Annotated in this window: 20 protein-coding genes and 1 tRNA gene; 15 read left to right on the top strand and 6 right to left on the bottom strand. The window is 71.6% G+C overall.

Annotated elements, in window-relative coordinates:
- Window positions 1-96: 96 nt before the first annotated feature.
- The 3 genes from ACZ44S_RS21360 to ACZ44S_RS21350 all read left to right on the top strand — a co-directional run bounded on the left by ACZ44S_RS21360 (window position 97) and on the right by ACZ44S_RS21350 (window position 1,996).
- Window positions 97-969, top strand: a complete 873-nt coding sequence (locus ACZ44S_RS21360) for a bifunctional DNA primase/polymerase (RefSeq protein WP_466931354.1) — start codon at window positions 97-99, stop codon at window positions 967-969.
- A gap of 62 nt (window positions 970-1,031) precedes the next feature.
- On the top strand, window positions 1,032-1,463 hold the full coding sequence (locus ACZ44S_RS21355; RefSeq protein WP_466931352.1) for a hypothetical protein: 432 nt from the start codon (window positions 1,032-1,034) through the stop codon (window positions 1,461-1,463).
- Window positions 1,460-1,996, top strand: a complete 537-nt coding sequence (locus ACZ44S_RS21350) for a DinB family protein (protein ID WP_466931350.1) — start codon at window positions 1,460-1,462, stop codon at window positions 1,994-1,996. Before ACZ44S_RS21355 ends, ACZ44S_RS21350 begins: the two co-directional genes overlap by 4 nt.
- A gap of 200 nt (window positions 1,997-2,196) precedes the next feature.
- Here ACZ44S_RS21350 and ACZ44S_RS21345 read toward each other — a convergent pair whose 3' ends face one another.
- From ACZ44S_RS21345 to ACZ44S_RS21335, 3 genes are all read right to left on the bottom strand, one after another.
- Window positions 2,197-3,345: an amidohydrolase family protein gene (locus ACZ44S_RS21345; RefSeq protein ID WP_466931348.1), complete on the bottom strand. Its 1,149-nt coding sequence runs from the start codon at window positions 3,343-3,345 to the stop codon at window positions 2,197-2,199.
- 559 nt (window positions 3,346-3,904) lie between these two features.
- Window positions 3,905-3,991: transfer RNA gene (locus ACZ44S_RS21340), tRNA-Ser, on the bottom strand.
- 64 nt (window positions 3,992-4,055) lie between these two features.
- The gene (locus ACZ44S_RS21335) at window positions 4,056-5,585 is read right to left on the bottom strand and encodes a S1C family serine protease (RefSeq protein WP_466931346.1); all 1,530 of its coding nucleotides are present in this window, start codon (window positions 5,583-5,585) and stop codon (window positions 4,056-4,058) included.
- A 289-nt stretch (window positions 5,586-5,874) separates the two neighbouring features.
- Here ACZ44S_RS21335 and ACZ44S_RS21330 point away from each other — a divergent pair, with 289 nt between their 5' ends.
- The 3 genes from ACZ44S_RS21330 (at window position 5,875) to ACZ44S_RS21320 (ending at window position 8,663) form a co-directional block, all read left to right on the top strand.
- Window positions 5,875-6,705: a glycerophosphodiester phosphodiesterase gene (locus ACZ44S_RS21330; RefSeq protein WP_466931344.1), complete on the top strand. Its 831-nt coding sequence runs from the start codon at window positions 5,875-5,877 to the stop codon at window positions 6,703-6,705.
- Between the two features lie 177 nt (window positions 6,706-6,882).
- Window positions 6,883-7,527, top strand: a complete 645-nt coding sequence (locus ACZ44S_RS21325; RefSeq protein WP_466931342.1) for an ATP-binding protein — start codon at window positions 6,883-6,885, stop codon at window positions 7,525-7,527.
- 170 nt (window positions 7,528-7,697) lie between these two features.
- Window positions 7,698-8,663 carry a DUF5926 family protein gene (locus ACZ44S_RS21320; RefSeq protein ID WP_190164535.1) on the top strand — a complete coding sequence of 322 codons (966 nt, stop codon included), beginning with the start codon at window positions 7,698-7,700 and terminating at the stop codon, window positions 8,661-8,663.
- A gap of 329 nt (window positions 8,664-8,992) precedes the next feature.
- Here the strand turns inward: ACZ44S_RS21320 and ACZ44S_RS21315 are convergent, their stop codons facing one another.
- Together ACZ44S_RS21315 and ACZ44S_RS21310 are read right to left on the bottom strand one after the other, a co-directional pair.
- Window positions 8,993-9,562, bottom strand: coding sequence for a hypothetical protein (locus tag ACZ44S_RS21315; RefSeq protein WP_466931340.1), 570 nt, complete (start codon window positions 9,560-9,562; stop codon window positions 8,993-8,995).
- Between the two features lie 58 nt (window positions 9,563-9,620).
- Entirely contained in the window at window positions 9,621-10,286 is a 666-nt protein-coding gene (locus tag ACZ44S_RS21310; protein ID WP_466931338.1) for a bifunctional DNA primase/polymerase, read from the bottom strand.
- A 504-nt stretch (window positions 10,287-10,790) separates the two neighbouring features.
- Between ACZ44S_RS21310 and ACZ44S_RS21305 the strand changes: the two genes are divergently transcribed.
- Both ACZ44S_RS21305 and ACZ44S_RS21300 read left to right on the top strand, forming a co-directional pair.
- A complete protein-coding gene (locus tag ACZ44S_RS21305) occupies window positions 10,791-12,302 on the top strand; it encodes a PP2C family protein-serine/threonine phosphatase (protein WP_466931336.1) in 1,512 nt (503 codons plus the stop codon).
- A gap of 124 nt (window positions 12,303-12,426) precedes the next feature.
- Window positions 12,427-13,884, top strand: coding sequence for an aminopeptidase P family protein (locus ACZ44S_RS21300; RefSeq protein WP_466931335.1), 1,458 nt, complete (start codon window positions 12,427-12,429; stop codon window positions 13,882-13,884).
- 48 nt (window positions 13,885-13,932) lie between these two features.
- Here ACZ44S_RS21300 and ACZ44S_RS21295 read toward each other — a convergent pair whose 3' ends face one another.
- A complete protein-coding gene (locus ACZ44S_RS21295) occupies window positions 13,933-14,397 on the bottom strand; it encodes an ATP-binding protein (protein ID WP_466931333.1) in 465 nt (154 codons plus the stop codon).
- 220 nt (window positions 14,398-14,617) lie between these two features.
- On the opposite strand from ACZ44S_RS21295, the gene ACZ44S_RS21290 reads away from it, so the two are divergent.
- From ACZ44S_RS21290 to pheA, 7 genes are all read left to right on the top strand, one after another.
- On the top strand, window positions 14,618-15,427 hold the full coding sequence (locus ACZ44S_RS21290; protein ID WP_466931331.1) for a hypothetical protein: 810 nt from the start codon (window positions 14,618-14,620) through the stop codon (window positions 15,425-15,427).
- Between the two features lie 185 nt (window positions 15,428-15,612).
- Entirely contained in the window at window positions 15,613-16,362 is a 750-nt protein-coding gene (locus ACZ44S_RS21285) for a YcnI family copper-binding membrane protein (RefSeq protein ID WP_466931329.1), read from the top strand.
- A gap of 93 nt (window positions 16,363-16,455) precedes the next feature.
- Window positions 16,456-17,112 carry an SCO family protein gene (locus tag ACZ44S_RS21280; protein ID WP_466931327.1) on the top strand — a complete coding sequence of 219 codons (657 nt, stop codon included), beginning with the start codon at window positions 16,456-16,458 and terminating at the stop codon, window positions 17,110-17,112.
- Complete coding sequence (locus ACZ44S_RS21275) at window positions 17,109-17,573, top strand: copper chaperone PCu(A)C (RefSeq protein WP_466931326.1); 465 nt, start codon at window positions 17,109-17,111, stop codon at window positions 17,571-17,573. Before ACZ44S_RS21280 ends, ACZ44S_RS21275 begins: the two co-directional genes overlap by 4 nt.
- Window positions 17,574-17,586: 13 nt before the next feature.
- Window positions 17,587-19,554 carry a copper resistance protein CopC gene (locus ACZ44S_RS21270; protein ID WP_466931324.1) on the top strand — a complete coding sequence of 656 codons (1,968 nt, stop codon included), beginning with the start codon at window positions 17,587-17,589 and terminating at the stop codon, window positions 19,552-19,554.
- Window positions 19,555-19,560: 6 nt separating this feature from the next.
- Window positions 19,561-20,844 (top strand): iron uptake transporter deferrochelatase/peroxidase subunit, encoded by a 1,284-nt coding sequence (gene efeB / locus ACZ44S_RS21265; protein ID WP_466931322.1) that lies wholly within the window; start codon window positions 19,561-19,563, stop codon window positions 20,842-20,844.
- Between the two features lie 70 nt (window positions 20,845-20,914).
- Window positions 20,915-21,847, top strand: coding sequence for a prephenate dehydratase (gene pheA, locus ACZ44S_RS21260; protein ID WP_466931320.1), 933 nt, complete (start codon window positions 20,915-20,917; stop codon window positions 21,845-21,847).
- Window positions 21,848-22,029: the final 182 nt, after the last annotated feature.

Here is a 22,029-nt window from a genome sequence, read left to right as displayed (position 1 = left end):
GAAGCGTTCCGGCACCACGCTCGCCGACTGCCCCGCCCCGGCGCGTCGTGGCGCACCCCCCTTCCCATACTCGAACATGTGTACGAACATAGAGGCATGGCCACCACCGACCGGCAGGCCACGACGCTGGCCCTCGCACACGCCCTGTCAGCCGCCGAACGCGGCCTGGCCGTCATCCCCCTGTCCCGGACGAAACTCCCGGCCCTGCGCTCCCCGCACCGTGGCACCCCCGGCCCGGCGGGTCCGACCTGTCACGGCGAGTGCGGCCGCTTCGGCCACGGTGTCCACGACGCCACGACCGACCCCGCCCGCATCCGCGCGCTGTTCGCCGCCGCGCCCCGCGCCACCGGCTACGGCATCGCCTGCGGTCTTCCCCCGCACCATCTGATCGGCGTCGACCTGGACACCAAGACCGGCACGGACTCCTCCGCCGCCCTGCGCGAACTGGCGCTGCGTCACCTGTTCACGATCCCCGCCACGGTGGTCGTCCTGACCCCGAGCGGCGGCCGCCACCTGTGGCTCAGCGGCCCGCCGGACGTCGTCGTCCCCAACTCCGCCGGCCGCCTGGCCCCCGGCATCGACATCCGGGGCGCCGGCGGCTACCTCGTCGGCCCCGGTTCCCGCACCGCCCACGGCACGTACACGACCGAGCCCGGCACGGCACACCTCGCCCCGGCCACCTGTCCGCCCGCCCTCCTGCGCCTGCTCCTCCCGCCGCCCCGAGCCCACCACCCGACGCCCCCGTCCACCGGCGGACACGGCCAGGGTCTGGTCCAGTTCGTCCTCGCGGCGCACGAGGGCCGGCGCAACACCCGCCTGTTCTGGGCGGCCTGCCGTGCCTACGAGGACGGCATCGGCCCCGCCCTGGTGGACCCCCTGGTCGACGCCGCCGTCAGCACGGGCCTGTCCGAACGCGAGGCCCGCGCCACGATCGCGTCGGCCGCCCGCATGACGTCCCACCGCCCCTGACCGCGTTCGCCCCGCCCAAAAACCGAAAGCCCCGGATGCACCACCGCTCTAAAGTGCCGACCATGGCACTCACCCGCGTCGCCCTCACCTCCGGCCGCTCGGTCGACCTCTCCGAGCTGCGGATGTCGTCGACGTACGGCGGCCTGCTCGAGGGCTACCCGTGCAAGCTCCTCAACGACAACCGGATCGACGGGCTGCTGCGCACGGCCGAACAGGCCTTCCCCGGCGTCCCGGTCCACCTGATACCGCCCCCGCGCGAGTACCCCGACCAGTACGCGGGTGCCTTCGGCCCGGTGGAGGTGCTGCCCGCCGTGACCTGCGTCGGCAGCTTCCGCTCCGAGGCCGTCGACCCGGCCCACGACCGCGCCCTGTACCGCTCCCGCCTCACCGTGATCTGGTTCCAGCCGACGTCGTCCGTACCGTCGGGCTACGACGCGGAGCCCGCCCTGCGGGACCTGTCCTGGGAGCAACTCTCCGTCGACGAGGAGCTGTGACCACGCCTGCGCCGGCCACCCCGCGGACGGCCCTGCTCCGTTGGCAGTTCGAGCTGACCTGGTCGTTGTTCGAGTACCACCTGGAGCGCCTGGAACCGGAGGACTTCCTCTGGGAGCCCGCCCCGCACTGCTGGACGGTGCGCCGGTCCCCCGAGGGCACCTGGGTCCCCGACTGGGCGGACACCGAACCGGACCCCGTGCCCGTCCCGACGATCGCCTGGCTGAGCTGGCACATCGACTGGTGGTGGAGCGTGACGCTGGACCACGCCCGGGGACGCCGGCCCCGGGAGCGGACCGACATCGTCTGGCCCGGCGAGGGCGCCCCCACCGTCGACCGGCTGCGCACCCTGCGCACGGAATGGCTCGCGCTCCTGGACGACCTCACCGACGCCGACCTGGACGCCACGGCCCCCTTCCCCTGGCCGGACGACCCGGCGCACACCAAGGCCCACATGGCCGCCTGGGTGAACGCCGAACTGATGAAGAACGCCGCGGAGATCGGCCAACTCCGCCTCCTGCGCGCAGCGTCCTGACCCGGCGCCTCAGGACCCGGCCGCCTCCGCACCCGCTGTCAGTGACGGCTGCGGTGCCGCCGGCATGCCACCGTGGAACCTGCTCGACCTGAAGACGGCCCTGAGAGCCTGCCGGGCCGCCGACCCCTGCTCACCCGAGGAACCATCACGGCCCCCCGCACCGTCGAACAGCCGCGAACCCAGCCGCGCACGCCGGCGTATCACTTCACGGGTACTTTCATTCCGAACAGTTTCTCTGCATTTCGGAACGCAATCTTTTCCTTGTCTTCGCGTGGCAAATCGACTCCACGGAACCAGTCGGTCTGCTCCTTTATGTCCGCGAACGGGTAGTCGGTTGCGAACATCACTCGATCCACGCTTATGTACTTCAGCAGGAGATCGAGCAGTTCGGTCTGGGGGAATGCGCTGGTTGTGACCCAGAAGTTGTCCTGGAAGTATTGCCCGAAGGGCTTCTCGAGCGAGTTTTCGGTCGGCTCGCCCATGTCATTGGCGATCCGCTCGTAGTAGAAGGGAAGACCTTCGCCCATGTGGCCGATGATGATTTTCAGTTTGGGGAATCTGTCGAAAACCCCGTACGCGATCATCCGAATGCATTGGGTCAGCACCTCCTGGTGCCAGCCATATCCAGACCCACTGAAAATGTAGTCCTGGAACTCTTCCGTGTATTGGGACCGTGTGGTGCTGTAGTAGATCTCGAAGACCTCGTCAGCTGGATAGCCGGGATGCAGGTAGATCGGCACATCGAGAGCAACGGCACGGGCCAGCACCGGCTCGAAATCGGGATGGTCGAGATACTTCTTCGCGATGTGTCCGTTGGTCAGTGCGCCCAGGAAGCCATCTTCGCGAACCGAGCGTTCCAGTTCGTCCGCCGCCGCCTCCGGGCTCTGCAAGGGCAAGGTGGCGAAAGCCTTGAAGCGGCCCGGATATTTGGCGATCGGCCCGTCTACAAGTTGCCGGTTAAGACGATAGGCAAGGTCGATGCCCCTCTGTCCAGGGACATTTTGCACGGAGGGTGTATGAGCCGAGAGGATTTGAACGTCGAGTCCCCCCGCATCCATATCGCCGATGCGGCGCTGACCCAGATCAGAAAGGCCAATTTCCTCGAGGAACGCTATGTGGTCCTGATTGATGGAGTTCAGCTTCAACAACGCGGGAGTCGTAAAGGTCTCCTCCGTGCCGATGAAGGGCAGGTCCCGGTCTCGCAACGCAATGTCCGAAGTCTTGTCCGAAGTCTTGTTCGGAGTATTGTTCCCGTCCACTGCCGAAACGGCGGCATACGCGGACAAGCCGGCACCAGCGCCGAGTGCCGTGGCAGCGGCCAGAAAGCCGCGACGTCCCATAGACTTCATGTCAGTCTCTCTTCAGGTGTTTGTGTGGTGTGGTATCCGTACGGCATCCGTCTGCGAGATACTTCAGTCCTACACACGCGTTGCCTCGCTCATCTGACGATGACCTTCGTACCGAGCGAAGCTGAGACGACCGTTAGAAGGCTCCTGACACAATCTCCTGGCCAGCGCCTCGTCTGCTCACCGATCTGGCTGACAAGACCGGGTTGACCAGCGGCTTCGTCCATGGGTTGTGCCTGAACCAACAACGCCGGCCAACGCACGAACCAGTCCGCGTCGCGGTCGACCTGGCGGCTCACTCGTCACGCACATCCAGCGGACGTACTACAGCGACCAGGGCCGCCCCGTGGAGACCGCGGACATCGTCGTGCCCGCCGCGCTCTGCGAGATCGTCTACGAGATTCCGATCTCCCGATAGCCGTTCGCGCAGGCCCCTTCCGTGCCCCGCGCGTACCCGGTCGAGCGGGGAATCGCAGGGAACGGCGGGGAGTCGCGGGGTACGGGCATGCGAGCGGCCCCCGACCAACTTCCAGGTCGGGGGCCGTTCTCACTGCTCATCGCGCGGAGGCGGTGGGATTTGAACCCACGGTGACATCGCTGCCACGACGGTTTTCAAGACCGTTCCCTTAGGCCGCTCGGGCACACCTCCCCGCGCCTGCCGGTGATCGGCGGCGCGGGGACAAGGGTAACGGGTCCGGGGTCCGGGGGTGGGGTCAGCTGTCGCCCACGCGGGAGCCCAGGGTGAGTTCCGTGGTGCGCTCCTTGCCGCCGCGCTCGTAGGTGATCGTGACCTCGTCGCCCGGCTTGTGGGTCCAGATCTCGCCGATCAGGGTGGGGCCGGAGTCGATGACCCGGTCGTCGAGCTTGGTGATGACGTCGCCGGGCTTCAGGCCGGCCTTGTCGGCGGGGCCGCCGGGGTCGACGGGCTCGGAGCCGCCCGCTCCCTGTTCGGTGATCTTCGCGCCGCCCGTCGTCTCCTCCAGGGAGACCGACGCGCCGATCTTGGCGTACACCGGCTTGCCCGTCCTGATCAGCTCCTGGGCGACGTACTTGGCCTGGTTGATCGGGATGGCGAAGCCCAGGCCGATGGAGCCGGCCTGGCCCGTGCCGAAGCCTCCGTTGCTGGTGGACTGGATCGCGGAGTTGATGCCGATGACATTGCCCTGCGCGTCCAGCAGCGGACCGCCGGAGTTGCCGGGGTTGATGGACGCGTCGGTCTGCAGGGCGCTCATGTAGGAGGCCTGGCTGCCGCTGCCGTCGCTGGAGGCCACCGGGCGGTTCTTCGCGCTGATGATGCCCGTGGTCACCGTGTTGGACAGGCCGAAGGGCGCGCCGATCGCGATGGTCGAGTCGCCGACGGTGACCTCGTCGGAGTTGCCGAGGGGAAGGGGGTTCAGGTCCGAGGGGGCGTCGTTCAGCTTGATGACCGCGACGTCGTAGCCCTGTGCGTGGCCGACCACCTCGGCGTCGTACTTCTTGCCGTCGGGGAAGGTCGCCGTCACCTTGCCGCCGTCGACGGCCTCCGCCACGACGTGGTTGTTGGTGACGATGTGGCCCTGCTTGTCGAAGACGAAGCCCGTGCCGGTGCCGCCCTCACCGCTGCTGCTCTCGGCCTCGATGGTGACCGTGCTGGGCAGCGCCTTGGAGGCCACGGCGGCGACCGTGCCCGGGTCGCGCTTGACGTTGCCGCCGCTGGTGGACGACGACACGGTCGTCGAACCGCTGCTGTCGTTCTCCTTGGCCAGCGTGTAGCCGAGGCCGCCGCCCGCGCCGCCCGCGACCAGCGCGGCCGCCAGGACCGCGGCGATCATGCGCCCGCGCCCGCCGCCGTTCTTGGGTGCCGGCTGCTGGTACGCGGAGCCCCAGCCGCCGTGTCCCGCGCCGCCGTCGCCGTACGACGGGGTGGCCGGCGGCGGGGGCGGGGGCCAGGAGGCATCGGGGGCGGAGGAGTGGGCCCCGGACGGAGGGCCGGCGGGCGCGGCGCCGTGGGAGGCGGGCTCCTGGGTCCCGTCGCCGTCCCGGGGGCCGTACGCGCTCTCGGCCGTCGGGGGCTGCTGCGGGGCCGTGCCGTGTCCCTGGGCGTCCGCTGCCTGCGCGCCCGCGGGCGGCGGTGCGGTCGGGCCCGGAGCCGCCCCCGGGGCCTGGTAACCCTGGTGCGCCGAAGCAGCGGGAGCATCCACCGGCGCGGGCGGCGGTGCGGACGGGGCCGGGGGTACCGCGCCGCCCTCGTTCTCGGTGCTCACAGCTTCTCTCCTCGATCCACGGCTGTTGTTCTCGGTCGCACTCGGTCCCGCTCGTTCACGCACGTCCACGAGTCCGGCGCGATGCAGCTGTGCATGTCCCTTTGTATGACGTCAGCTTTTCCCACGGGCCGTCAGGGCACCATAAGCCGTTCCTGTGGGTCCGGGGTCATTCTTTATATAGGGCATTACTCACGTAAGGCGCGCCAACGCGATGCCTCCGACCGGACGCCGACACCGTTCACCCCACTCCGAGCGCTCGTCCACGCGCGCGCGGTGGCACCATGACGCGGTGACCCACGCACGGCAGCACCCGACCCAAGTCGTCGCGCACCGCGGGGCCTCCGAGGACGCCCCGGAACACACCCTGGCCGCCTATCGCAAGGCGATCGTGGACGGTGCGGACGCGCTCGAATGCGATGTGCGCCTGACCGCCGACGGCCACCTCGTGTGCGTGCACGACCGCCGTATCAACCGTACGTCCAACGGGCGCGGTGCGGTGTCGGCGCTCGAGCTCTCCGATCTCGCGGCCCTGGACTTCGGCTCGTGGAAGAGCCGTGACCCCGCGGGAGGGCCACGCGTCGAGGAGCCCGACTGGGAGCACCGCCCGGAGGACCGGGAGGCGACCTCCGTCCTCACCCTGGAACGGCTGCTCGAGCTCGTCTCCGACGCCGGGCGCCGGGTCGAGCTGGCGATCGAGACCAAGCACCCCACGCGCTGGGCGGGGCAGGTGGAGGAGCGGCTGCTGGTCCTGCTCAAGCGGTTCGGCCTGGACGCTCCCGCCGCCCCCGAGGACTCGCCGGTGCGCGTGATGAGCTTCTCCGCGCGGTCGCTGCACCGGGTACAGGCCGCGTCGCCGACGCTGCCCACGGTCCACCTCACGCAGTTCGTCACACCGCGGCTGCGTGACGGACGGCTGCCCGTCGGCGTGGGGATCGCGGGCCCCTCGATCCGTATCGTGCGCAGTCACCCGGCGTGCATCGAACGCCTCAAGCGTTCCGGCCACCAGGTGCACGTGTGGACCGTGAACGAACCGGAGGACGTGGACCTCTGCGTGGACCTCGGCGTCGACGCCATCATCACCAACCGTCCTCGCGCGGTACTCGACCGGCTCGGACGCTGACCGCGCGGTGATCCCCTCTTGTCACACCCTCCCCATCCGCCCCGGAAATTCCCCGCAGGCGTCTTGACCGCGCGCTCCGGGCGGGAGCATCCTCACATCTCGGCCACACCGACGAATTCCAGCCACACGGCTACGGGGAGTGCTCCGGCGCGTTCGGTGCGTATTCGCTCGTTCCGAGTGCGTCACCGCTCATGGATTGGCCGGTTTCCGGTTCAGGCCATTGGGGCATCCACACCGTGGCGTGGGGCGAAGGAGGTCTCGGGGGTGGCGTTGGTGGTGGCACAGGAGGTGCCCACGTCGTCGAGCATGGCCGTACCCCATGGCCCTGCGGGCGTGGGGAAGGCGAGGCGCCGTATGCGCACGCAACTGCGCGACGGGGGCGTGCCGGACTCGGTCGTCGACGATGCCGTACTGATTCTTTCCGAACTGCTGAGCAACGCGTGCAAGCACGGCCGGCCCCTGGGCGACGCCCTGGCCGGGGACGGCGACGTACGGGCAGCCTGGCGGGTGGATCCGTGCGGCCGGCTCGTCGTCGAGGTCACGGACGGCGGCGGTCCGACCCGCCCGGCGCCGGCCACCCCGTCGGTCACGGCGCACGGCGGCCGCGGGCTCAACATCATCACCGCGCTGGCCGACGACTGGGGCGTGCGCGACGAGGTGCCGGGCGAGGTCACGGTGTGGGTCGTCGTCCACGACGACGTCCACGACCCCGATGCCGGGGCCGGCCACCGGCGCGAGGACTTCGCCGCACGCGTGACGGCTCCCCCAGTCTCCCGCATACCGGGGCTGGACTTCGCGGACGTCTTCGACGACCTGGGCTGACGGCTCACCGGCCACGGGCGGGCGCGAGGGCGGGGGTGGTCCGAGGCCCGCCGGCCGCGGGGCCCGCGGGGTTCACGGTCCGGCACGTTGTCCACAGGTTCCCGACGGCCGTGGCACGAACGGCTAGGCTCGCGCCGTACGTGACGAGCCGTAACCGGGAGACACCCACGATGGCCAAGAAGCGACCCCAGACGAAGGCCAAGCGCCCGCAGCTCACGGACGGGCAGATCCCGGTCGTCGGCGCCCGCGAGCCCTGCCCCTGCGGCAGCGGCCGCCGCTACAAGGCCTGCCACGGCCGCGCCGCCGCGCACGCCGTGACCGAGCTGGTGCACCGCCCCTTCGAGGGTCTGCCCGGCGAGTGCGACTGGGTGGCGCTGCGCGAGCTGGTGCCGGCCGCCACCGTCGAGCTGACGCTCAAGGACGGACTGCCCGAGGGCATCCCGTCGGTCACGCTGGCCACGGTGCTGCCGATGGCCTGGCCGGCGCTGCGCCGCGACGACGGCTCGGTCCTGCTCGGCCTGCAGAACGACACCTCCTCCGGGGACATCAGCCGCGATCTCGCCGACACCCTCCAGCGCGCGCTCGGCGCCGACCCGGGCACGCCGGTGCAGGCCCGGCGCGCCCCCGCCGACGGTCCCCGGCTGCAGGACCTGCTGGCACCCGAGGGCGCTTTCGAGCCGGTGGTGCACAGCGGGTTCGAGTTCTGGGTCCCGGACCCGGAGAACGCCACGCCGGACGTCACCGCCTCCCTGGAGCGCGCCAACGCCGCCGCCATCCCGACGGTCAAGCTGTCGGGTGTGGACTCCGCGTACTGGTGCGAGACGCCCGAGAAGAACCATCTGCGGTGGGTCATGCCGCATCCCGAGGAGCAGCTTCTGGACGCTCTCGCGCGGCTGCACGCGGCGGGGCGGTCCTCCCTCGGCGAGGGCACCCGTCTGGTGGGCTCCTTCCGCGCTCACGGGCTCACCGTGCCGGTCTGGGACCTGCCCAGCGGCGTCGGCGCCGAGGACGTGGAGAAGCCGGCGGCCGAGTTCGCCGAGCGGCTCGCCGAGGCCCTGGCCACGAACGCTCCGCTCACCGCGGACGAGCGCCGCGCGCGGGGGGGCCTGACGAACCGCCAGGTCACCCTCAGCTGAGGCACCGGCGCGACAGCGGGTTCCGCCGGCGGCCGGCCGGCGGAACCGCCCGGGCGTGCACCACCCGCCCCATGCGTAACTCCCGGCGCGGACAAGCCAGTCGGTGACCGGAAAGGCCGAGATCGAATTTGCGAACCGCGGATCTCTTGTTACCGTTCCAGTAGCCCGGTTGCTGGTGCATCCCCCGTCGCCAGCAACCGGGTCTTTGCCTGCCGGTCCCCGCTCCCTCGGCGCGACCACGGGTCGACCGCTCGTTCCCGCCGGACCGGAATGCCCTTCCGGCCGACCGGCGTCTCGTCCCCCACCGGTCAACGGCTCCTCCCGGCCGTTCAGTTGCTCCCGGAGCGCAGCAACAGCCGCCCCTGCCCGGCGCGGTGCGCGAACTCGGCGACGGCCGTGTACCGAGCGAGGCCTCCGCTGCCGCGCCCGCGCGGCGTCTCGCACAGGGCCGGCTCGTCGCCGGCGTCCACGGCACAGTGCGTCCGCACGGTACGGCCGCCGGGCCCCATCAGACTCAGCCCGGCGGCCCGCTGCTCACCCGTGGCGTTGCGGTAGTAGGTCCGCGCCCACACCTCCTCGCCCTGCGCCACCACACAGGTCTGCGCCTCGATGCCGTCGGGGGAGGAGAGCACGGGACCGCAGCGCAGGGCGGTGGACAGGTGCGGGCCTGGTGGCGCCGGGGCACCGGCAGCCGGCGTCCGAGCCGTGCCGTCGCCGCGCGGGGCGGACCGTACCGCAGGAGCGGGGCCCGCGGACCCGGGGGCGGCACGGCGGTCGGCCTGGCCGACGGACTCCACCACCGACGGCAGCGCGAACGCGCAGGCCGCCGCGAAGCCCGCGAGGACAAGCGGACGAGCTCTTCGGAAGGCCCGGGCGCGGTCCCCGGCATGACGCGGCATGCCCCGGGAAGATAGCCGCCCGGGACGGCCGGCCGGGCGCGGCACGCGCCGGCAGCCGCTACATCTCGGGCGCGCTCACACCCGTACGGGTGAGGGCCTCGACCACGGCGTCCACCACGGCCTCGACACCGGGCACCCAGGGTGTGGCCGAACCGGGCAGCGGCGCGCGCTCCCAGCGGACCCCGCCCTGTGCGGTCTCGGACGGGGGCAGGACGAGATAGCCGCCCTCGCCGTGGAAGCGCAGGGAGCCGGGGACGAAGTCCTTGGCGTAGAGCAGCTCGCCCAGCTGTTCCATGGAGTACGGCTGCACGAGGATCGACCAGCGGTCGGGGGAGGCGACGACCGGCCCGAGCCGCATGCCCCGGCGGTCGAGCGCGGCCAGGGCCTGGGCGGCCGGCACGGCGGGCAGCGAGACCGCGCACGGGGCCCTGCCTCCGGTGGCGAGGACGACGGGCGCCGTCGGCCGGTTGCTCCACCACCAGCGCACCATGCGGGCGTCGGTGGTGGCGGCGAGGAGCCCGGGGTCGAACGGGTGGGCGCCCGGCACTGTGCACTCGGGGTCGGGGCAGCCGCAGCGGGACCGGCCCTGTGGGTCGGCCGCCACGCCGGGGAGTACGGGCCACTGCCACTGCGCGGCGTAGGTCAGGGCCGCGCCCATCAGCTCAGGCCCTCCGTCGCCGCGTCGGGACAGGAGCCTGCGTCGCCTTCCGAGGATCTCGCGCATGAGCGCTCGTTCCTTTCCGTTGCACGCCTGGCAACACCGTGGTCCACATCACGTCATGTGTCGATCACTTCACTGTGCGTACCTGTTGGCGCATCACACCCCCGCGCCGGGCAGGGGGAACCCCTATGGGCCGAGCTTGGGCTGCCTCCGCGGCCGTTCCACCCATACTGCGTCTATCAGAAGTACGGCGTGGCGTGGGGGTGGCGAAGTCTGGCGTTTACCGTCGCGCGTGTTTCTCTCCGCCTCCGCCACGGGAGGATGGGGCACGGTCGTCGGTGGTTAAGACGCCCGGGTCCGTCGCCAGGTTCCCGAGCGGTTTCCCACCACCCCTGGCCTTCACCGAGTACGTACCCATCACGACCGCTGTGACGCTTCCGTCGAGCAAGGCCAGTCGACCGCAATATGCCTCCCCCTGAGGCAGTTTCAAGCCAACTTCGCTTTTCGGCAAGGGGTCTGCGGGGAGTTCCCTTCAGTCCCACGGACACCAGGAATCCCAGCAGGACAATGCTGGACATCTCCTCACGAGTACGTGTACATGTGGAGACACTGCCGGCGACGCAGAATGACATGGGGGTTTGCGATGCTTTTGAGCAGTACGTACCGGTCGGAAAGCCGGACGCCATGAACGCCCCGCACCCTCCGAAAGTGGCCGGAATCGATTCTACGGTTCCCGCACCGGCACACACTGTCGCGCCCGTCCCAGGTACCTCACCGGCCCCTGCGGCAAACCCCCACCACGCGCCGGGCGCACTGCTCCAGGACCGTCTCGCCGGCTGGGTCTCCGACCTGACCACCCTCCACGAACTCACCGAACGCCTGGTCCGCGCCGGCACGCTCGACGACGCACTCCAGGAACTGCTGCGCGCCGGCGCCGCACTGGTCGGCGCGCGGCGCGGCCTCGTCGCCCTGGAACCCGCCGACGGACTCGGCCCGGTCACCACCATCGGCCTGGGACTGGCCCGCTCGGACCTCGGCCACATGGAGACGGTGCCGCGAGCCTCCCTGCCGTACGGCAGGATCCTCGACGGGCTGCCCGGCGCCGACGACGGCATCGCCGAGCCCGATCTGCTCGCCGAGAAGGGACTCGACCCGCGCCACCGCGAGGTCGCCGCCCGCCTCGGCTACGCCGCCAGCTTCGCCCTCCCCCTCGCCACCGCGGCCGCCGACCGCCTGGGCGCCGCGGTGTGGCTCTACGACGAGCCCGCCGAACCGTCGGAGCGCCAACGCCACCTCATCGGTCTGTATGCGCGCCACGCCGCCGAGCACCTGGCCCGGCTCCTCGAACTCGAGCGCACCCGCACGCGCATGGCCACGATGGCCGAGGAACTGCTGCCCTCCCGGCTCCCCCGCGTCGCCGGCGTCCAGCTCGCCGCCCGGCACCGCACCTCCCCGCGCGGGGGCGGCGACTGGTACGACGCGCTGCCGCTGCCGGACGCCGCGCTCGGCCTCGCGGTCGGGTCCGTCACCGGGTCGGGGCCCAGCGCCGTCACCGCGATGGGGCGGCTGCGGGCGTCGCTGCGCGCGTACGCCGTGATGGAGGGCGAGGATCCGGTCGCCGTCCTGTCCGACCTGGAACTGCTGCTGCGGCTCACCGAGCCGGCCCGGTCGGCCACCGCCCTGTTCGGCTACTGCGAACCCGCGCTGCGCCGGATCACGCTCGCCGGGGCCGGGCACAGTCCGCCGCTGCTGCTCGGGGAGCACCGCACGGAGTTCGTCGAGACCTCGGTCTCCGCCCCGCTGGGCATGCTCGCCTGCTGGGAGGCGCCGAGCGTGGAGGTCCAGGCGGAGCCGGGGGAGACGGTGCTGCTCTACACCGACGGGCTGCTGCACCGTACGGGCGACCCGACGGACCGTGCCTTCGCGCGGCTGCACGCCGCGGCGGCCGGGGTGCCCAGGGCGCTGCGCCGCGACCCCGGCGCCATCGCCGACCACGTCCTGCGCGCGGTGCTGCCGGAGGGGGCGGACACCGGCGACTCCACGGAGGACGTGGTGCTGCTGGCGGCACGGTTCGAGTAGCCGCGCACGGCCGCGGTCCGCCCGGCTCCCCCACGGCCTCGGTAACAGGCCCTTCACCGGTTCGTCCGTTTCCGCCCGACCGTACGATGGGGGGTGGTCCAGTGCCGTATCGAGGAGGATGACCGTGGCGGAGGAGCTGCCGGAGACCCCGGAGACTGCCGAAGAGGAGCCCGTCAAGCAGCGCAAGAACGGCCTGTACCCGGGCGTGTCCGACGAGCTGGCCGAGAACATGAAGAGCGGCTGGGCCGACACCGAGCTGCGCGGTCTGGCGCCGGTCGCGCAGGCCGCCGAGGCCGCCGCACGCCGCGCGGCGCTGTCCGCCCGCTTCCCGGGCGAGCGTCTGGTCGTCCCCGCGGGCAACCTGAAGACCCGCTCCAACGACACCGAGTACTCCTTCCGCGCGTCGGTCGAGTACGCCTACCTCACCGGCAACCAGACGGAGGACGGCGTCCTCGTCCTGGAGCCCACGGCCGACGGTCACCGGGAGACGATCTACCTCCTGCCCCGGTCCAACCGCGAGAACGGCGAGTTCTGGCTGGACGGCCAGGGCGAGCTGTGGGTCGGCCGCAGGCACTCCCTCACCGAGGCCGAGAAGCTGTACGGCATCCCCGCCTCCGACGTGCGCGAGCTGGCCGGGGCGCTGCGCGAGGCCACCGGCCCGGTCCGGGTGGTACGCGGGTACGACGCCGGGATCGAGGCGGCGCTGACCGACAAGATCACCGCCGAGCGGGACGAGGAGCTGCGCGTCTTCCTCTCCGAGATGCGGCTGGTCAAGGACGACTTCGAGATCGGCGAGCTGCAGAAGGCCGTCGACTCCACCGTGCGCGGCTTCGAGGACGTGGTGAAGGTCCTCGACAAGGCCGAGGCGACCAGCGAGCGCTACATCGAGGGAACGTTCTTCCTGCGCGCCCGGGTGGAGGGCAACGACGTCGGCTACGGCTCCATCTGCGCCGCCGGCCCGCACGCCACCACCCTGCACTGGGTGCGCAACGACGGTCCGGTGCGCTCCGGCGACCTGCTGCTGCTCGACGCGGGCGTGGAGACGCACACGTACTACACGGCCGACGTCACGCGCACCCTGCCGGTCAACGGCCGCTACACCGAGCTGCAGAAGAAGATCTACGACGCCGTGTACGACGCCCAGGAGGCCGGCATCGCGGCGGTGAAGCCGGGCGCCAAGTACCGGGACTTCCACGACGCCGCCCAGCGTGTGCTGGCCGAGCGGCTCGTCGAGTGGGGCCTGGTCGAGGGGCCCGTGGAGCGGGTGCTGGAGCTGGGGCTGCAGCGCCGCTGGACGTTGCACGGCACCGGTCACATGCTCGGCATGGACGTCCACGACTGCGCCGCCGCGCGGACCGAGACCTACGTCGACGGCACGCTGGAGCCCGGCATGGTGCTCACCGTCGAGCCGGGCCTGTACTTCCAGGCCGACGACCTGACGGTGCCCGAGGAGTACCGGGGCATCGGCGTCCGCATCGAGGACGACATCCTCGTCACCGAGGACGGCAACCGGAACCTGTCCGCGGGACTGCCCCGGCGGTCGGACGAGGTCGAGGCGTGGATGGCGGGCCTGAAGGGCTGACGCACCGCACGACGACGGCCGGGCACGCGCGCGCGTGCCCGGCCGTCGCTACACCGCCACCAGCGGCGCGTCCTTGCGCCACTTCAGGATCTTGTCGAAGCTCACCACCGCGCCGCCCCGTCCCGGCTTGTTGCCGAAGTGCACGTGGTCGGCCAGCTCCTGGATGAGACACAGCCCCCGGCCGTGCTCCGCGTCCGACGCCGCGGGACGGGCCGGCGGACGGGCGGGCGCCCCTGCCGCGGCGGGGAAACCGGGACCCGCGTCGGCGACCTCGATACGGCACTTCTCCCCGTCGAGATAGGCGGTCACCCGGTACGCCTCCGAAGTGCCGCCGCACGCGGCGTTCCCGCCGTGCTCGACCGCGTTCGCGCACGCCTCGCTGAGGGCGACGGACAGGTCGTAGGAGATGTCGGGGTCGACACCCGCGGTCTCCATGGTGCCGAGCAGCAGGCGCCGGGCGAGCGGCACACTGGCGGCATCGCGCCGCAGATGGAGTGACCACCAGATGCTCATGCTCCAGCCTCCTGGCTGCGGCTCGACATACCGTTACGTATTGCCCTGAGTCGTCGCTCGTAAGCGTGGAGTTGACGTGACACCGCCCATATGGCGGGTGTGCGACGGATCCGATCCGTGTATGTGGGACACCCCGTGGCAGAGGTGATCTACCGGTCGTACCGCATCTTGCGGACCTGCCGTACGGCGGCCGGGCGGGCGGTGCGATGATGAGGCCGCCATGTCTGCCCCCCACCGGCGCACGATGCGCTCCGGACGAGGACTCCGGATTCTGCGGGCCGCGGTGTTCGCCGCGGTCTGCGTCGTGCTGGCCGGGGCAGGTCACACGCTCGCCTCCTGCGACGCCGTTCCGCTGTGGACGCTGGGCGCGGGATTCGCCGGGGCGGTCGCGGTCGCCGCACCCCTCGCGGGGCGCACCCGGTCGCTGCCGGGCATCGCGGCGACGCTGGCGTTCGGCCAGACGGCACTGCACACGCTTTTCGGCCTGGGACAGCACGGCGCGCCCGGCACGGGTTCGTCGTCCGCACTCTCCGATGCCGCGCTGGTCGAACAGGCGGCGCGGCTGCTGTGCGGGACCACCGCGGCGGGGATCAGCCCCGCACGGGCCGAGCGCATCCTCACCGACGCGCGGATCCACCCCGGCGGAGCGGACGCCCACGCGGCGGACGCCCTGTCGGCCGCCGGGGAGTCCCCGGCGGCCCTGCTGCCGTCGCTTCCGATGCTGCTCGGCCACCTCCTCGCGGCGACGGCCGCGGGGTGGCTGCTGCGCCGCGGCGACCTGGCCCTGCTGCGCCTGGCCGAACTGTCGGCGCACGGTGTCGCCGAAGGCACCCTCGTACGGTCCCTCCGCGCGGCGCTCGCCCTGGTGCGTGCCCTGCGCGCCGGGCTCCCGGGAGCACCCGACGGGATGCCGCGCGCGGCGCGTACCGCACTGCTCGCGCCCCCCGTGCCCCGGACTCCCGTCCTCCAGCACACGGTGATCCGCCGGGGCCCGCCCGCCGCCGTCACCGCACTCGCTCTCGCCGCCTGACGCGACCACCACTCCGCCACTGCCGGATCCCCGGGGGGAGGAGCGGGGCGCCGGCGTCGGCACGCGCGGGTGCGTTCCGTCGCCGGTGTGCGTCCGGGGCGTCCTTGTAAGGACCCCCTGCGGTCGCACACGAGGCGCTTCCCTCACCGTCAGTGAAACCACCATCGAAGCGGAGTGCTTCTGCCATGAAGGCTTCCCGTATCGCCGCCGCCGGTGCCGTCGCCGGTGTCGCCGTCCTCGCCGTGTCCTCCCCGGCCCTCGCCCACGTCAGCGTGCAGCCCGAGGGCCAGGCGGCGAAGGGCGGTTACGCGACCGTCGGCTTCAAGGTCCCCAACGAGCGGGACGACGCCTCGACCACCAAGCTCGAGATCACCTTCCCCACCGACCACCCGCTGACGTCGGTGATGCCCCAGCCGGTCGAGGGCTGGGACGTCAAGGTCACCACGTCCAAGCTGGACAAGCCGCTCGAGATGCACGGCAAGAAGATCAACGAGGCCGTCTCCAAGGTCACCTGGACCGCCAAGGGCGACGGCATCCGGCCCGGCTTCTTCCAGAAGTTCCCGGTGTCCGTGGGCACGCTGCCCGAGGACGCCGACGAACTGGTCTTCAAGGCCCTGCAGACGTATTCCAACAAGGAGGTCGTCCGCTGGATCGAGGTGCCGCAGGAGGGCCAGGAGGAGCCGGAGCACCCGGCTCCCGTGCTCGCCCTCTCCGAGGCCTCCGGGGACCACCACGGCGCCTCGGGCGACGACAAGGCCACCGACGACGCCGGGCAGGCCGAGAACGCCTCCGCCGAGACCACCGGCGCCTCCGACGAGGGCGACTCCGGCGGCACCGACACCACCGCCCGTGTCCTGGGTGTCGTCGGCATCGTGGTCGGCGCCGCGGGCGTCGCCTACGGCGTCCTCGCCGGGCGCCGGCGCACGACCGCCTGATCCTCCTCCTCTCGTTCAACGGCGCGCACCGGGGCCGTCCACGGCCACCGTGGCCCCCGGTGTGCGCCGGAGCACTCACCTTCAGGAACATCCATGCGCAAGAAGACCTTCGCGGCCGCGGCCCTGCTCGCCGTCGCCTCCCTCACCCTCTCCGCCTGCGGCAGCGGCAGCGGCGACAGCGGCAAGCCCGTATCCGTGGTGTCCGAGGAGGCAGGTTCGGACAAGGCGGCCACGGTTCTCGACAAGCCCTTCGAGAAGCCGGACCTCGTCCTCACCGACACCCGGGGCAAGAAGTACGACTTCCGCGAGGAGACCGCGGGCCGGCCCACGCTGATCTACTTCGGCTACACCCACTGCCCCGACGTCTGCCCGCTGACCATGAACAACATCGCGGTGGCCAAGAAGCAGCTGCCCCAGGACCAGCAGGACGAACTGCGGATCGTGTTCGTCACCACCGACCCGGAGCGGGACACGCCCGCCGCGCTCGGCAAGTGGATCAAGGGCATCGACTCCCAGGTCGTCGGCCTGACCGGTGACTTCGACACCATCCAGGCCGGGGCCCGCAGCATCGGCGTCTCGATCGATCCGCCGCGCAAGGACGACAACGGCAAGACCGTCTCCGACCACGGCACCCAGGTCATCGCCTTCTCCCCGAAGACCGACGGCGGCTACGTCCTCTACGGAGAGGACGCCACCGTGGACGACTACACCAAGGACCTTCCCAAGATCATCAAGGGGGAGAACCCGTGAGGCGTCTGGCGGCCGCGGCCGTGGCCGTCGCCGGAGCGCTGGCCCTCGCCGGATGCGGCGGCTCGGACGGCTCAAGCTCCGGCGACGGCACGGCGGACCTGTCCGTGGGCTCGGCGTACATGCCCCAGCCGGTGTCGGACATGGCCGCCGGCTTCCTCACGATCACCAACGACGGCGACGCCGCGGACCGGCTGACCTCGGTCAGCAGCGATGTCGCCGACCAGGTCACCGTGCACGAGACGGTCGACGGCGCCATGCAGGAGGTCGAGGCCCTCGACATCCCGGCCCACGGCAGCCTGGTGCTGGAGAGCGGCGGCAACCATCTGATGTTCGAGCAGCTGAAGAAGAAGCCGAAGCAGGGTCAGCACGTCTCGGTCGAGCTGCGCTTCGAACGGTCCGCCCCCGTCACGGTCGAGATTCCGGTGAAACCGGCCACCTACACCCCGAAGACCGGACACTGAGGGAGACACCCCTGTGACCCAGACCATCGCCCCCCGCGTGCGGACCCTGGTGCTGCTGTTCCTGGCCGTCACCGGCGCGCTCCTCGCCGGAGCCGCTCCCGTGTCCGCGCACGCCGCGCTGACCGGCAGCGACCCCGAGCGGGGTGCGGTGGTCGACACGGCACCCACCCAGGTCTCGCTCACCTTCTCCGAGCAGATCGCGGTCAGCGACGACGCCGTGCGGGTGCTCGACCCCAAGGGCAAACGGGTGGACAAGGGCGACCCCGCCAACCCGAGCGGCACCACCTACACCGTGGGGCTGGTCGGCGGGCTCCCCGACGGCACGTACACCGTGGCCTACCAGGTGGTGTCGGCGGACAGCCATCCCGTCGCCGGGGCCTTCACCTTCTCCATCGGCGCGCCGTCCGAGACGTCCGTCCCGGTCTCGGCGCAGGGCTCCGACGACGGCCTGGTCGGCCTGCTGTACGGCTTCGGCCGGTACGTCTCCTACGCCGGCTTCGTGGTCCTGGCCGGCGGGGCGGCGTTCGTGCTCGCCTGCTGGGGGCGTGGTTCCGGGGTCCGGGCGGTGCAGCGGCTCGTGGTCTCCGGATGGCTGGCGCTCACCGCGGCCACGCTGGGCCTGCTGCTCCTGCGGGGCTCCTACACCACGTCCGGGGAGGCCGGCGACATCTTCGACCTGTCGCTGCTCGGGGACGTGCTCCAGACCAAGACGGGCGCGGCACTGGTCTCCCGGCTGCTGCTGCTCGCCGCGGCGGCGCTGTTCATCGCGGTCCTGTTCGGCGCCTACGACAAGCGGGAGGACGAGGAGAAGCGGGACCTCTCCTTCGGGCTCGCGATCGGGGGCACGGTGGTGGCGGCCGGGCTCGCTGCGAGCTGGGCCATGTCCGAGCACGCCTCCCAGGGGCTCCAGCCGGGTGTCGCCATGCCCGTCGACGTGCTCCACCTGCTGGCCGTCGCCGCCTGGCTCGGCGGGCTCACCGCGCTGCTCGTCGCCCTCTTCCGGGCGCCCGCCGAGACGCCGGTCGGCCGGGACGCCGTCCAGCGGTTCTCGCGGCTCGCCTTCGGCAGCGTGGTCACCCTGGTCGTCACCGGGATCTACCAGAGCTGGCGGCAGCTGGGCTCCTGGTCGGCGTTCACCGACACCCGGTACGGGCAGCTGCTCCTCGTCAAGATCGGGCTGGTGGTGGTGCTGGTGGGGATCGCCTCCGTCTCACGGCGGTGGACCGCACGGCTGGCGGAGGCACCCGCGGATGCCGTGCCCGCGCAGGCCGCGGAACAGTCCGACGGGGGGATGTCCGAGGCGCGGGCGGGTGTCGCCGCCGCCGGGCGGACCGGGAAGACCGAGGGCGCGAAGGCGGAGTCCGGGGACGGTGAGGCTTCGGGAGCGGGCTCCGCGCGGGCCGCTCAGCTCGCCCGGCAGCGGGCCGCGATGGAGACCGCCCGGCAGAAGCGGCTGCGGGACGCCGACCCTCACCGCTCCGGTCTGCGGCGCTCCGTCCTCGCCGAGGCGGGCGTCGCCGTCGTCCTGCTCGCCGTCACGACCGTGCTGACGCAGACCGAGCCGGGACGCACGGAGCAGGAGGCCAAGGCGGCCGCCTCCTCCTCGTCCTCCGCGTCCGCCCCCACCGGCCAGGGCACCGGAGCGGTGACCCTGACCATGCCCTTCGACACCGGCGGCAAGAACGGCAAGGGTGTCGTCTCGATCGACCTCGAGCCCGCCCGGGTCGGCGACAACGTCATGCACGTCCATGTCGACGGCCCGGACGGCCGTCCCGTCGACATTCCCGAGGTGAAGGTCGCCTTCACCCTCTCCGCCAAGGACATCGGGCCGCTGCCCGTCGTCCCCGACCACATCACCACCGGGCACTGGTCGACGAGCGGAGTGCAGCTCCCCATGGCGGGTGACTGGACGATCGAGGTGACGGTGCGCACCTCCGACATCGACCAGGTGACCGTCTCGAAGAACGCGCAGATCGGCTGAACCACCATGGCTGACCAGTCCATTCCGCAGACCCGTACTCCGGCGGCGCTCCCGGAGGAGTCCGGCCGGACCGCCCGGGAAGGCATCTCCCGGCGCCGGCTGCTCGGCACGGCGGGCGCCACCGGGCTCGTCCTGGGGGCGGCGGGCGGAGCCGTGGGATACGCGTCGGCGCCCGCCGGAGCCACTCCGCTGACCTCGGTGGGCGAGGGCCAGGTGCCGTTTCACGTGAAACATCAGCCCGGCATCACTCAGCCGCTCCAAGCCCGGGGCCACCTCATCGCCTTCGACCTGGCGCCCGGCGCCGGCCGCAAGGAGGCGGCCGCACTGCTGCGCCGCTGGTCGGACACGGCCCGCCGGCTGATGGCGGGCGAGCCGAGTGCACAGGCGGACACCGGCGTGGCCCGCGACGCCGGTCCCTCCTCTCTGACCCTCACCTTCGGCTTCGGACACAGCTTCTTCGGACGCACCGGGCTGGAGAAGCAGCGCCCGGCCGCCCTGGATCCGCTGCCGGACTTCTCCTCCGACCACCTCGACAAGGCGCGGAGCAACGGCGACCTGTGGGTGCAGATCGGCGCTGATGACGCCCTTGTGGCCTTCCACGCCCTCCGCGCCGTCCAGAAGGACGCCGGCTCGGCCGCCAGGGTGCGCTGGCAGATGAACGGCTTCAACCGCTCGCCGGGAGCCACCGCTCACCCCATGACCGCCCGCAATCTGATGGGGCAGGTCGACGGCACCCGCAATCCCAAGCCCGCCGACTCCGACTTCGACCGGCGAATCTTCGTACCGGAGAAGGGCGAGCCCACCTGGATGGCGAACGGCTCCTACGTGGTCGTACGCCGTATCCGGATGCTGCTGGACGACTGGGAGAAGCTGTCCGTCAAGGAGCAGGAGGGCGTCATCGGGCGCCGCAAGTCCGACGGGGCTCCGCTGTCCGGGGGCACCGAGACGTCGGAGATGGACCTCGAGAAGACCGACGCCCAGGGCAATCTGGTCGTGCCCATCAACGCGCACGCGAGGATCACCCGGCCCGACCAGAACGGCGGGGCGGCGATGCTCCGCCGCCCGTTCTCGTACCACGACGGCATCGGCACGGACGGGGTGCCGGACGCGGGTCTGCTGTTCATCTGCTGGCAGGCCGATCCGCTGCGCGGCTTCGTGCCGGTGCAGCGCAAACTGGACCGCGGCGACGCCCTGACCCCGTTCGTCCGGCACGAGGCGAGCGGGCTGTTCGCGGTTCCGGGCGGCGCGGCGGAGGGAGATTATGTGGGCCAGGCGCTGCTGGAGGGGTGAGAACGGCCCGGAGTCACCCCTGAGGGCTTTCCGGGGGCTGCCCTCGGCGCGGGCCCATTAGGGTGAGGACATGCCAGCGAGCTATGCGTATCTCGGCCCTGAGGGCACCTTCACCGAAGTCGCCCTGCGCACGCTTCCCGAGGCGGCGACCCGTGAGCTGATCCCTTACGTGTCCGTGCAGTCCGCGCTCGACGCGGTGCGGGCGGGCGAGGCCGAGGCCGCTTTCGTCCCCATCGAGAACTCGGTCGAGGGCGGGATCACCACCACCCTCGACGAACTGGTCGCCGGCGCCCCGCTGATGATCTACCGCGAGGTGCTGCTGTCGATCACCTTCGCGCTGCTCGTCCGTCCGGGCACCAAGCTGTCGGACATCAAGACGGTCACCGCCCACCCGGCCGCGCAGCCGCAGGTGCGCAACTGGCTGAAGGCGCATCTCCCGGACGCGGTCTGGGAGTCGGCCGCCTCCAACGCGGACGGCGCGCGCCTGGTCCAGGAGGGCCGGTACGACGCCGCCTTCGCCGGTGAGTTCGCGGCGGCCCGGTACGGCCTGGAGGCGCTCGAGACGGAGATCCACGACGCGGAGAACGCCCAGACCCGGTTCGTCCTGGTGGGCCGCCCCGCCCGGCCGGCGGCACCGACCGGTGCCGACAAGACCTCCATCGTGCTGTGGCAGCGCGACGACCACCCCGGTGGGCTCCGCGATCTGCTGGGCGAGTTCGCCACGCGGGGCATCAACCTCATGCTGCTCCAGTCCCGGCCGACCGGTGCCGGAATCGGCAATTACTGCTTCTGCATCGACGCCGAGGGGCACATCTCGGACCGCCGGATGGCGGAGGCGTTGACGGGGCTCAAGCGGATCTGCCTCCAGGTGCGCTACCTCGGTTCCTATCCGCGTGCGGATGTGCGGCCGGGGGAGGTGCGGCCTCCGTTCCCCGGGACGTCGGACAAGGAGTTCGGGGATGCGGCGGACTGGGTGGCGCGTTGCCAGGACGGCCGGTTCTGAGGGAGAACGGTGTCCCAGGGCGCCCGGTCCTACCTGCCGATTGTCGTTATCCACAGGAGTTATCCACAGGTCCGCTTCTCGACCTGGGGACAAGTCGACACCGAAGCCTGATTCGGTCGACAAATCACCCTTCAGGCGATGATCACGCTCATCGCGCCGCACTTCCCCTTCGTCCATCCTTT

This window comes from Streptomyces malachitofuscus, from assembly GCF_055571035.1.
Note: the sequence above shows the minus strand (reverse complement) of the source record. Positions and strands in the feature narration are given on the sequence as shown.